Genomic DNA, 11,776 nt, shown 5'->3' with positions numbered 1-11,776 from the left:
TGGACCGGGGCCGGCCGTCACGAGTCCCCCTCCATTGTGCGGGGCCGATCGGGGCGCAGATACCGGACGATCCGCCGGATCGCCTTCATCTGCAGCTTCAGGCTTTCGGTGCGTGCCGCCCGTTCCGTATCGAGCCGCCGGTGAAAGCGTTCGAGCACCACCTGTTCGAGTTGATCGAGATCGTCGCCCGGGACCGCCTCACGCGTAGCGATCGCGATCTCGGAGCCGTTCGCGACCGACAGCACGCCCCGCCGCACGGCACAGTGACGCGAGCGGCCGTCCGCGCCGCGCCAGCTCACGATCGACACGGCCAGCGCCGTCAGGAGATCGGCATGGCCCGTGAGGATGCCGAAGCTGCCGCTCTCGTCCTCGGCGCGCAGGGCGACGACGTCCCGGTCGTCGATCACGACTGCAGTGGGGGTGGTGATCAGCAGCCTCATAGCGGCCGATCTCCGCCTTTGGGCCGCTCGTCCTTGGCGCACGCCTCCTCGATTGTGCCGGCCATGTAGAGCGAATCTTCGCTCCATCGGTCGCAATCGCCGCGGAGAATGGCCTGGCAGCCCCTCAGTGTCTCCGCCAGCGGCACGGAACGACCGGGCACGCCGGTGAAGGCCTCAGTGACGGTGAAGGGCTGGGTGAGGAAGCGCTGCAGGCGGCGTGCACGCGTCACGGCGAGCCGGTCCTGGGCGCTGAGCTCCTCGATGCCGAGCAGCGAGATGATGTCCTGCAGCTCGCGGTAATGCGCGATGGTTTCCCGGACCTGCTCCGCCACTCGGTAATGCTCGTCGCCGACGATGGTGGGATCGAGCAGGATCGAGGAGGAGCTCAGAGGGTCGACGGCGGGGTACATGCCTTCGGCGGCCATGGCCCGCGACAGCACGATCACGCTGTCGAGATGGCTCGAGATCGCGGTCACCGCCGGATCGGTGAAGTCGTCCGCCGGCACGTACACGGCCTCGATCGCAGTAACGGAGGCGCCTGCGACCGAGGCGATGCGCTCATGCAGGGCTGCGACCTCGGTGGCGAGCGTCGGCTGGTAGCCGACGCGCGACGGCAGCCGGCCAAGCAGGCCGGACACCTCGCTGCCGGCCTGGACGAACCGGAAGACATTGTCCATCAGGAGGAGAACGTTCCGGCGCTTCCGGTCACGGAAATGCTCGGCGATGGTGAGCGCCGTCAGGCCGACGCGCCACCGCGCGCCGGGAGGCTCGTTCATCTGGCCGTAGACGAGCACGCTGCGGTCGAGCACGCCGGAGCCGCGCATGTCGTTGAGCAACTCGTGGCCTTCGCGCGAACGCTCTCCGATCCCCGCGAATACCGAAATGCCCTGGTAGCCCTGAACCATGGCGTGGATCAACTCCATCACGACCACGGTCTTGCCGACCCCGGCCCCGCCGAACATCGCGGCCTTGCCGCCCTGAGGCAGAGGCGCCAGCAGATCGATGACCTTGATGCCGGTCTCGAAGATCGCCGTCGCCGAATTCCGCTGGTCGAGCGGCGGGGGCATCCGGTGGATCGGTGCAAGGGGCAGATCGGCCGGCAGCGGCGGACCGTTGTCACGGGTGCGGCCGGTCACGTCTAGCAGGCGGCCAAGCACGGCGTCGCCGACGGGCACTGCGATGGGACCGCCGGTCGGCCTCACCGCCGCGCCGCGCCTCAACCCTGCCGTGGCCTGCAGTGCGACGGCGCGCACGGTCCGTTCGTCCAGATGCGCCTGGACTTCGAGCATCAGCGGCTCGGGCTGGTCCCATTCCACGATCAGCGCTTCGTCGAGCCGGGGCAGCTCGGCGCCGTCGAACGCGACATCGAGCACTGCGCCCCGCACGGCCAACACCTTTCCACTCGGCGGCGGCGATGGAGACATGGCGACGCATTTCCTGCACCAAGGTTTCGGACAGCCTTCTCGGCTCGCCATCCGGCTGATGGGCAGAGATTTGCCCAAGCGGCACTCGTCCGGTTTGATCCAGGTCAAGGCGCCGACCGCCGAACGACCTAGGACCGACCGACGGCCGCGACCATGCTGGCGGCGAGCAGCCGGGCGACATGCACCGCCTCGCGCCCGGCGCCGTCGCGGATCTGGTGCCGGCAGGAGGTGCCGTCCGCCACCACGACGGTGTCCGGCGCGGCCTGCCGCACCGCCGGCAGCAGCGACAGCTCGGCCATGGCCAGCGAGACGTCGATCGTCTCCGCCTGATAGCCGAAGGCGCCGGCGATGCCGCAGCAGCTCGATTCGACCGTCTCGACCGCCAGGCCGGGGATCAGCCCCAGCGCCGCCTGCACTGCGCCCATGGCGCCGAAGGCCTTCTGGTGGCAATGGCCGTGAAGCAGCGCCCTGGCGGCGACCGGCGCGAGAGCCGGGGCGAAGCGTCCGGCCTCGACCTCCCGGGCGATGAACTCCTCGAACAGCAGCGCGTGGGCGGCGGCCCGGCGCGACTCGTCGCCCGGCAGCAGCGCCACGGCCTCGTCGCGGAAGGTGAACAGGCAGCTCGGTTCCAGCCCGACCACCGGCACGCCGCGCTCCAGGAACGGCCGCAGCGCGGTGAGGCTGCGGGTGATCTCGGCGCGGGCGGCGTCGACATTCCCCACCGACAGGAAGGTCCGGCCGCAGCACAGCGGGCGCCCCGAGCCGTCGGCGGGACGCGCGACATGAACGCGGTAGCCGGCGCCGGCCAGCACGGCGACGGCATCGTCCAGAATCTCGCGCTCGAAGGCGGCGTTGAAGCTGTCGGCCCAGACCACGACCTCCGGCCCATCCTCGGGCCCGAGCGCGGCGGCCGGCGCCCGGAACCGGTCCCGGCGCCACACCGGCAGCCGGCGCCGGGCGCTGAACCCGGCCAGCCGTTCCGACAGCCGGGCCAGCGGCGGAATCCGGTCGCGCAGATTGAGCAGCGGCGCGGCCATCGCCGCGAAGCGGGCGTAGCGCGGCAGGGTCGCGATCAGCCGGTCGCGCAGCGAGAAGCCGTTTCGGGCGGCGCGGGCGGCCAGCACCTCGATCTTGATCCGCGCCATGTCGACGCCGGTCGGGCATTCGCGCCGGCAGGCCTTGCAGGACACGCACAGCTTCATCGTCTCGGCCATCTCGTCCGAGGCGAAGGCGTCGCGGCCGATCTGGCCGGTCAGCGCCAGGCGCAGGCTGTTGGCGCGGCCGCGGGTGACGTGCCGCTCGTCGCGGGTGACGCGGTAGGACGGGCACATCGCGCCGCCCTCGAGCTTCCGGCAGGCGCCGTTGTTGTTGCACATCTCGACCGCGCCCTGCAGCCCGCCCGCGGCGCCCGGAAAGGCCGACCAGTCGAGCCGCGGCGCGAATTCCTGCGCGCCATATCCAGGCGGGTAGCGCAGCAGCGAGCGGTCGTCGAAGCGCGGCGCCTGCACGATCTTGCCGGGATTCAGCGCGCCGTCGGGGTCGAAGGCCCGCTTCAGCTCCTCGAAGGCGCGCACCAGCCGCGACCCGAACATCGCCTCGTGGAACTCGCTGCGGACGATGCCGTCGCCATGCTCACCGGAGTGCGAGCCCTTATAGGCGCGGACCAGGGCGAAGGCCTCCTCGGCAATGGCGCGCATCGCCTTGACGTCCTGCTCCAGCCGCAGGTTCAGCACCGGCCGGACATGCAGGCAGCCTTCCGAGGCATGGGCATACCAGGTGCCGCGCGTGCCGTGCCTCTCGAACACCTCGGTCAGCCTCGCGGTGTATTCCGCCAGATGCTCCAGCGGCACGGCGCAGTCCTCGACGAAGGAGATCGGCTTCGCCTGGTCCTTCATCGACATCATGATGTTGAGACCGGAGGTGCGCAGGTCGGTGATCGCCGCCTGCAGCGCCGGGTCCAACACCTCGACCACGCCGCCCCAGCGCGCCCGGTCGTGGTCGAAAGCGAAGCCGAGATCGCCCATCAGTTCGCCGAGCCGCCGCAGCCGCCGCGCATTCTCCGCCTCATCCTCGGCGAACTCGACCAGCAGCAGCGCCTCCGGCTCGCCGCTCAGCATCGCGTCGAGGGTCGGCCGGAACATCGCGATCTCGCCCGCCAGCGCGATCATGGTGGCGTCGACCAGCTCGATCGCGATCGGCTTCAGCCGGACCAGGTGCTGGGCCGCGTCCATCGCCGCATGAAAGGAGCCGAAATGGCAGACGCCCAGGGCGCGCCGGCCCAGCAGCGGCCACAGCTTCAGCTCGACCGCGGTGGAATAGGCCAGCGTCCCCTCCGACCCGACCAGGATATGGGCCAGGTTGACCCGGCCGCGGGCGGGATCGAGGGCGTCGAGATTGTAGCCGCCGACGCGGCGCTGCACCTTCGGGAAGCGGGCGGCGACCTCGCCCGCCTCGCGCGCGCCGATCGCCAGCAGCCGCTGCGCCAGGGCCCGCGCCCGCGGGTCGTTGATGCCCTCGATCGCATCGGCCGCGACCTCGCCGAACCTGATCGCGCTGCCATCGGCCAGGACCGCGTCGATCGCGACGACATTGTCGCGGGTGGTGCCGTAGCGCAGCGAGCGGCCGCCGCAGGAGTTGTTGCCGACCATGCCGCCGATGGTGGCGCGCGAGGCAGTCGACACATCGACCGGGAACCACAACCCGTGCGGCCTCAGCCGGCGGTTCAGCTCGTCCAGCACGATCCCCGGCTCGACCGTACAGCGCCGGGCCTCGACATCGAGCGACAGGACCCGGTTGAGATGCTTCGAGCCGTCGACCACCAGGCCGCGATTGATGGTCTGGCCGCATTGCGAAGTGCCGCCGCCGCGGGCGGTGACCGGTATCCCCTCCTCCCGCGCCAGGGCCAGCGTCCGCACCGCCGCATCCATGCTGCGCGGCACCACCACCCCGGCCGGCATGATCTGGTAGTGCGAGGCGTCGGTGGCGTAGCGGCCGCGGCTGAACGCGTCGAACAGGACATCGCCGTCGATCTCGGCCCGCAGCCTCTGGTCCAGACCCGCCATCCCTTTCCGCCCGTCTTCGCCGCGACCTGTGCTATCCAACCGTCATCCAATCGCCGCGGCAACCGCCTCGAGGAGGGATCATGACCAGCAGCGGGCCGCATTTCCTGCAGATCCCGGGGCCGAGCCCGGTGCCGGAGCGCATTTTGCGGGCGATCGGCCGCCAGGTCATCGACCATCGCAGCCCGGAGTTCGCCCGGCTTGGCCAGGAGGTGCTGGAGGGCTGCAAGGCCGTGTTCAAGACCTCCGGCTCGGTGGTCATCTACCCCTCCTCCGGCACCGGCGCCTGGGAGGCGGCGATCGTCAACACCCTGTCGCCCGGCGACCGCGTGCTGATGGCCGAGACCGGCCATTTCGCCACGCTGTGGCGGCAGATGGCGGCGCGTTGGGGCGTCGAGGTCGACTTCATCCCCGGCGACTGGCGCCGCGGCGCCGACCCCGCCGCGATCGAGGCGAAGCTGGCGGAGGACCGCGGCCACGTCTTCAAGGCGGTGATGCTGGTGCACAACGAGACCTCGACCGGCGCCACCAGCCGGATCGCCGAAATTCGCCGCGCCATCGACGCCGCCGGCCACCCGGCGCTGTTCCTGGTCGACACCATCTCGTCGCTGGCCTCGGTCGATTACCGCCATGACGAATGGCAGGTCGACGTCACCGTCAGCGGCTCGCAGAAGGGCCTGATGCTGCCGCCGGGCCTGGGCTTTACCGCGATCTCCGACAAGGCGATCGCCGCGGCGAAGGCGAACCGGATGCCCCGTTCCTACTGGGACTGGGGCGAGATGCTGAAGCCCAATGCCGGCGGCTTCTTCCCCTACACCCCGGCGACCAACCTGCTGTACGGGCTGCGCGAGGCGCTGGCCATGCTGCAGGAGGAAGGGCTGGATGCCGTGTTCGCGCGGCACCGGCGGCTGGCGGCGGCGACCCGGGCGGCCGTGCGGGCCTGGGCGCTCGAGGTGCTGTGCCTGGAGCCGACCGAGTATTCGCCGGTGCTGACCGCGGTGCTGATGCCGCCGGGCCACGACGCCGACCGGTTCCGCAAGGTGGTGCTTGAGGGCTCCGACATGTCGCTCGGCTCCGGCCTCGGCCGGCTGGCCGGCAAGGTGTTCCGCATCGGCCATCTCGGCGCCTGCAACGAGCTGGTGCTGATGGCCGCCCTGGCCGGCGTCGAGATGGGGCTGGCGGCCGCCGGCGTGCCGCACCGCGCCGGCGGGGTCGCGGCGGCCATGGCGTCGCTGAGTGGCCAAGCCGAGGCGCCGGCCAAAGCGGAATGACCTGAGGGCGGGTCACATCACTGTGTTGGGGCAGGATGACAGAATGCCGAGCGTCTTCGCACATTGCCTCTCCCGCCTGGCGGGAGAGGTCGACAGCGCGTAGCGCTGGCGGGTGAGGGCTGGTCCCGGCCTCGCCAAAACCCCCTCACCCGGAGCCGCTTCGCGTCTCCGACCTCTCCCGCAAGCGAGAGAGGCAAAAACACTGCCCTTCCACGATCGGACCGCCGGCCTCAGGGCGCTGCGGGGCCGCGGGGCAGGAAGGCGGCGATGATCGCCTCGGCCATGCGGATGAAACGGGCGCTGGGACCCTCGGCGCCGACACTCTGCCGGCTGACCCGGGCGCCTTCCAGCAGCAGCCACAGCGTGTCGGCCAGCAGCTCCGCCTGGGTCGCGCCGGCGGCCCGGCACAGCCGCACCAGGCGGTCGCGCTGGTCGGTCTTGAAATCCTCGATCACGCGCCGGGCCGGATGGCCGGGCTCGGTCAGCTCGACCGCGGCATTGACCATGTCGCAGCCGCGCTCATCCGAAATCGCGCATTCGGCGCCGAATCGGACCCATTCATGCAGCTGCGCCGCCGGATCGCCGGAATGCGTCGCCTCGAACCTCGCCCAGACCGCATCGGCCTCTTCGGCAAGGCCATGCAGGCATTCGACGATCAGGTCGTCCTTCGACCCGAAATGCCGGTACAGCGTCATCTTGTTGGTGCCGGCCGCCTCGGCGATGGCGTCGACGCCGACGCCGCGATAGCCGTGGCGGTGGAACAGGTCCCTGGCGGTACCGAGAATCCGGTCGCGCGGCCGGAGTTCGGCGCCGGGCCCTGACAGCCCCTCCGGCCTCGGGGGTGTGATCGTCGTCATAGCACCTGGATTGCCCTTGACGGTATGGTTGCACCGCATCATTTATTCTGTTACTTACCGGTAACACCCCAGCAGGATCAGGTCAAGATCCGACCCCAGCCAGCGGGTGTAGGGCCGAAGCACAGTTGACGACGGCTCGCCGGAACGATAATCAACCACAAAGTTAACTTAACCAAGGGGTTTACCATGGCCTTGGGGTCGGCCTCGGCGATTTCCTGCGGCGCGCGCGAAAGCGGCGCGGCGCAGTGCTGCCTGCTGGGCAGGACGACCCGGTCATGATCGGCTTCTTCATCCAGCGCCCGATCTTCGCCTCGGCGATCGCGGTGATCATGGTGCTGGCGGGCGGCATCTCCTACTTCCTGCTGCCGGTCTCGCAATTCCCCGACATCACGCCTCCGCAGGTCGTGGTCAGCGCCGCCTATCCGGGCGCCAGCGCCCAGGTCGTGGCCGACACCGTGACCACGCCGCTGGAGCAGCAGATCAACGGCGTCGAGGGCATGATGTACATGTCGTCGACCTCGTCGAACGACGGCACCTCGAACATCACCGTCACCTTCCAGGTCGGCTACCCGCTGAGCATCGCCGCGGTCGACGTGCAGAATCGGGTGTCGCAGGCGGCCTCGTCGCTGCCGGCGATCGTCAACCAGGGCGGCATCACGATCCAGAAGCAGAACCCGAACTTCGTCCTGATCGTCGACCTGACGTCGCCGGACGGATCGGTCGACCCGGTGGAGCTGAGCAACTACGCCTATCTGCAGATCGTCGACCCGATCAAGCGCCTGCCCGGCGTCGGCAACGTCCAGATCTTCGGCGAGCGGCGCTATTCCATGCGCATCTGGCTGGACCCGGACAAGCTGGCCAATCTGGGTGTCACCGCGGTCGACGTGCAGAACGCGGTCGCCGAGCAGAACGTGCAGGTGGCGGCCGGCAAGATCGGCCAGTCGCCCGCCCCCGCGGGCACGGCCTTCGAGCTGCAGGTCAACGCTGCCGGCCGCCTGAGCGACCCGGAGCAGTTCGGCGACATCGTGGTTCGCGCCGACCCGGCGACCGGGTCGGTGGTGCGGCTGCGCGACGTCGCCCGGATCGAGCTGGGCGCGCTGCAATACTCGTCCTCAGGCTATTTCGGCGGCCGGCCGGCCGTTGTCGTGGCCGTCTTCCAGCAGCCGGGATCGAACGCGCTGGCGCTGCAGGAGGCCGTGCAGTCCAAGATGGAGGAGCTGAAGCAGCGCTTCCCCAGCGGCATCGAATACGGCATCCGCTACGACACCACGCGCTTCGTGTCGGCGGCGATGGAAGACGTGCTGAAGACGCTGCTCGAAGCGCTGGCGCTGGTCGTGCTGGTGGTCTTCATCTTCCTGCAGAACTGGCGCACCACCCTGATTCCCGTCATCGCCATCCCGGTGTCGCTGATCGCGACGCTGGTGGTCATGGAGGGCATGGGCTTCTCATTGAACATGCTGAGCCTGCTCGGCATGGTGCTGGCGATCGGCCTGGTGGTCGACGACGCCATCGTCGTGGTCGAGAATGTCGAGCGGCAGCTGGAGGCCGGGCTGCCGCCCCTGGCGGCGACGCGCAAGGCGATGACCGAGGTGACAGGGCCGATCATCGCCACCACCGCGGTGCTGATGGCGGTGTTCATCCCGGTCGCCTTCATCCCCGGCGTGTCCGGCCGCCTGTACAACCAGTTCGCGCTGACCGTCGCCATCTCCGTCGGCCTGTCGGCCTTCAACTCGCTGACCCTGAGCCCGGCCCTCAGCGCCGCGTTCCTGCGGCACCGGGCAAACACCCCCTTCATCCTGTTCCGCTGGTTCAACGCCGGCTTCAATGCGCTGTCGCACGGCTATGCGGCCCTGGTGCGATTCCTGATCCGCATCCGCTGGCTGGTCATGATCCTGTTCGTGGCCGGGCTGGGCCTGACCTATTGGGTGTCGACGCGCCTGCCCTCGACCTTCCTGCCGGTCGAGGACCAGGGCTATTTCTTCGTCGTCATCCAGCTGCCCGACGGCGCATCGCTCGAGCGCACCGAGGCGGTGGCGAAGAAGACCCGCGCCATCCTGGAAGCGACGCCAGGAATCGAGACGGTCGGCGAGATCGTCGGCCTGAACTTCCTGACCAGCGCCGCCCAGTCGAACTCCGCGGCCCAGTTCGCCATCCTGAAGCCCTGGTCCGAGCGTGGGCCGGACGAGAGCGCGTCGGCCCTGGCCCAGAAGGTGGGCGGGCAGCTGATGCAGATCCCCGAAGCCTTCGCGCTGGCCTTCGACCCGCCGTCGATCCCGGGCATCAGCACCACGGGCGGCTTCGAGTTCCAGATCGAGGATCTGTCGGGCCAGGGCGTCGGGGCCTTGAACGCGGCGACCCAGGCGGTTCTGGCCGAGGCGCGGAAGCAGCCGGAGCTCGACCCGCATCAGCTGTTCAGCAGCTTCAGCACCACGACCCCGCAATACAACTACGACCTGGACCGCAACAAGGCGAAGATGCTGGGCCTGACCCTGCCCGACGTGTTCAACACGCTGCAGATCTATCTCGGGTCGCTCTATGTCAACGACTTCAACCTGTACGGCCGCACCTTCCGCGTCACCCTGCAGGCGGAGAAGGACGCCCGCGGGTCGGCGAGCGACATCTCGCGCCTCTATGTCCGCAATTCTGAGGGCGGCATGGTGCCGTTGAGCACGCTGGGCGACCTGAAGCCGATCGCCGGGCCGGACACGGTGCCGCACTACAACAACTACACCTCGGCCAAGATCAACGGCGCCCCTGCGGCCGGCTTCAGCTCGGGCCAGGCGATCGCGGCGATGGAGCGGGCGGCCGCCACGGCGCTGCCGCGCGACTTCGCCTATGAATGGACCGGCATCACCTTCCAGGAGCTGCAGGCGGGGTCGGTGGCGGCCCTGGTGTTCGGCCTCGCCATCGTCTTCGTGTTCCTGATCCTGGCGGCCCAGTACGAGAGCTGGTCGATGCCGTTCATGGTGCTGCTGGCGGTGCCGCTGGCCCTGTTCGGGGCGTTCGCGGCGCTGTGGGCCCGGCAGATGCAGATCGACGTCTATTCGCAGATCGGCCTGGTCATGCTGATCGGCCTGGCGGCCAAGAACGCCATCCTGATCGTGGAGTTCGCCAAGCGGCTGCGCGAGGAGGGCCACAGCATCGTCGAGGCGGCAGCGGAAGCCGGGCGGCTGCGTCTGCGGCCGATCCTGATGACGGCCTTCGCCTTCATCCTGGGCGTGGTGCCGCTGATGATCGCCACCGGCGCCGGCGCCGCCAGCCGCCAGTCGATCGGCACCACCGTGTTCGGCGGCATGCTGGCCGCCACCATCCTGACCCTGATCTTCGTGCCCGTGTTCTACGCCGTGATCGAGACCTTCCGTGAACGCCGCGGCGGCACGGATAGCCCCCATGCCACCGACGGCCATCGGCTCGAGCCGAAGGCCGGCCCGGCCGAATAGAGTGGAGAATCGCGCCATGCGCGTCCGTACCGTCGTCCTGGGATCGATCGTCGTGGCCGCCGCCGTCGTCGCCGGCCTGTACCAGACCGGCCGCCTGCCCCCGGCCCTGCTGGCGCTGGGCAACGACACGGCGCATGCCGAGGCCGCGCCCGCCGGCGGCCCTCCCCCCGCCATGCCGGTGCCGGTGGCGGCGGTGCTGAAGCGGTCGCTGCCGATCTATCTCGACTATTCGGCGCGCACCGAATCGATCGCCGCCATCAGCCTGCAGGCCAAGGTGTCCGGCTATATCCAGGCGCAGCCGGCGACCGACGGCAGCGACGTCAAGCCGGGCGATCTGCTGTACAAGATCGACCCGCGCGACTTCCAGACCGCGCTGGACCAGGCCAACGCCCAGCTGCAGCGCGACCAGTCCAACATCGACTATCTGCGCTCGAACTTCGACCGCGGCAGCGAGCTGACCAGGAACGGCTGGCTGAACAAGGACACCTTCGACCAGCGCGAGAGCAATCTGAAGCAGGCCCAGGCCACCCTGGCCAGCGACCAGGCGGCGCAGCGCCAGGCCGAGCTGAACCTGGGCTATACCGAGATCCGGGCCCCCTTCGCCGGGCGGCTCGGCCGCAACCAGGCGCCGGTGGGAACCCTGATCAGCGTCGGCGGCGGCGCCCTCAACACCCTGGTGCAGCTCGACCCGATCTACGTCACCTTCAACCCCAGCGAGACCGAGCTCGCCAAGATCCGGGCCGCGCAGGCCGCGGGGAAGGTCACGATCGACGTGCTGCTGCCGGGCGAGACCGAGGCGAAGCACCGGGGCGAGCTGACCTTCCTGGACAATTCGGTGGATAACCAGACCGGCACGATCCTGGCGCGCGCCACCGTCGGCAACGGCGATTTCGGCCTGCTGCCAGGCCAGTATGTCCGCGTGCGCGTCCATCTGAAGCCGCAGCCGGACGCGCTGATGGTGCCGCAGGTGGCGGTCGCCGCCAGCCAGTTCGGGCGCTACGTCTATGTCGTCAGCCAGGACAACAAGGCGGAGCAGCGCCTGGTGACGCTGGGCCCGACGGACGGCGCGCTGGTCGCGATCGAGAAGGGCCTGGCCGAGGGCGACCGCGTCATCACCGGCAACACCCAGAAGATCTTCTACCCCGGCATGCCGGTGCAGCCGCTGCCGGAACAGCAGCAGCAGGCCAAGGCCGGGTCGTAATCGACAGAACGTTCCCCAAATTCGTCATGGCGAGCCCCGAAGGGGCGTGGCCATCCAGCGGCACCGCACCCTGGATGGCCACGT

At 69.6% G+C, this 11,776-nt stretch carries 7 protein-coding genes; 3 read left to right on the top strand and 4 right to left on the bottom strand.

What is annotated here, in order from left to right; translation table 11 throughout:
* Nucleotides 1-17: 17 nt before the first annotated feature.
* The 3 genes from FFK22_RS02010 to FFK22_RS02000 all read right to left on the bottom strand — a co-directional run bounded on the left by FFK22_RS02010 (nt 18) and on the right by FFK22_RS02000 (nt 4,926).
* The gene (locus FFK22_RS02010) at nt 18-440 is read right to left on the bottom strand and encodes a F0F1 ATP synthase subunit epsilon (protein ID WP_138888295.1); all 423 of its coding nucleotides are present in this window, start codon (nt 438-440) and stop codon (nt 18-20) included.
* The gene (gene atpD, locus FFK22_RS02005) at nt 437-1,864 is read right to left on the bottom strand and encodes a F0F1 ATP synthase subunit beta (RefSeq protein WP_138888357.1); all 1,428 of its coding nucleotides are present in this window, start codon (nt 1,862-1,864) and stop codon (nt 437-439) included. The genes FFK22_RS02010 and atpD overlap by 4 nt, the downstream gene beginning before the upstream one ends.
* Nucleotides 1,865-1,992: 128 nt before the next feature.
* Nucleotides 1,993-4,926 carry an FAD-binding and (Fe-S)-binding domain-containing protein gene (locus FFK22_RS02000; RefSeq protein ID WP_138888296.1) on the bottom strand — a complete coding sequence of 978 codons (2,934 nt, stop codon included), beginning with the start codon at nt 4,924-4,926 and terminating at the stop codon, nt 1,993-1,995.
* 80 nt (nt 4,927-5,006) lie between these two features.
* Here FFK22_RS02000 and FFK22_RS01995 point away from each other — a divergent pair, with 80 nt between their 5' ends.
* Nucleotides 5,007-6,194 carry an alanine--glyoxylate aminotransferase family protein gene (locus FFK22_RS01995; RefSeq protein WP_138888297.1) on the top strand — a complete coding sequence of 396 codons (1,188 nt, stop codon included), beginning with the start codon at nt 5,007-5,009 and terminating at the stop codon, nt 6,192-6,194.
* A 230-nt stretch (nt 6,195-6,424) separates the two neighbouring features.
* Here the strand turns inward: FFK22_RS01995 and FFK22_RS01990 are convergent, their stop codons facing one another.
* Nucleotides 6,425-7,051: a TetR/AcrR family transcriptional regulator gene (locus FFK22_RS01990; protein WP_138888298.1), complete on the bottom strand. Its 627-nt coding sequence runs from the start codon at nt 7,049-7,051 to the stop codon at nt 6,425-6,427.
* Between the two features lie 275 nt (nt 7,052-7,326).
* On the opposite strand from FFK22_RS01990, the gene FFK22_RS01985 reads away from it, so the two are divergent.
* The gene (locus FFK22_RS01985; protein ID WP_138888299.1) at nt 7,327-10,491 is read left to right on the top strand and encodes an efflux RND transporter permease subunit; all 3,165 of its coding nucleotides are present in this window, start codon (nt 7,327-7,329) and stop codon (nt 10,489-10,491) included.
* 16 nt (nt 10,492-10,507) lie between these two features.
* Nucleotides 10,508-11,692 (top strand): efflux RND transporter periplasmic adaptor subunit, encoded by a 1,185-nt coding sequence (locus FFK22_RS01980; RefSeq protein WP_138888300.1) that lies wholly within the window; start codon nt 10,508-10,510, stop codon nt 11,690-11,692.
* Nucleotides 11,693-11,776: the final 84 nt, after the last annotated feature.

The sequence above is a fragment of the Mycobacterium sp. KBS0706 genome, from assembly GCF_005938675.2.
GTDB lineage: Bacteria > Pseudomonadota > Alphaproteobacteria > DSM-16000 > Inquilinaceae > Inquilinus.
Note: the sequence above shows the minus strand (reverse complement) of the source record. Positions and strands in the feature narration are given on the sequence as shown.

Excerpts from the sequence above, each read along its gene's own strand:
- FFK22_RS01980 (WP_138888300.1), top strand. The coding sequence starts at position 10,508 with ATGCGCGTCCGTACCGTCGTCCTGGGATCGATCGTCGTGGCCGCCGCC.
- atpD (WP_138888357.1), bottom strand. The coding sequence starts at position 1,864 with ATGTCTCCATCGCCGCCGCCGAGTGGAAAGGTGTTGGCCGTGCGGGGC.
- FFK22_RS01985 (WP_138888299.1), top strand. The coding sequence starts at position 7,327 with ATGATCGGCTTCTTCATCCAGCGCCCGATCTTCGCCTCGGCGATCGCG.
- FFK22_RS01995 (WP_138888297.1), top strand. The coding sequence starts at position 5,007 with ATGACCAGCAGCGGGCCGCATTTCCTGCAGATCCCGGGGCCGAGCCCG.
- FFK22_RS02010 (WP_138888295.1), bottom strand. The coding sequence starts at position 440 with ATGAGGCTGCTGATCACCACCCCCACTGCAGTCGTGATCGACGACCGG.
- FFK22_RS02000 (WP_138888296.1), bottom strand. The coding sequence starts at position 4,926 with ATGGCGGGTCTGGACCAGAGGCTGCGGGCCGAGATCGACGGCGATGTC.
- FFK22_RS01990 (WP_138888298.1), bottom strand. The coding sequence starts at position 7,051 with ATGACGACGATCACACCCCCGAGGCCGGAGGGGCTGTCAGGGCCCGGC.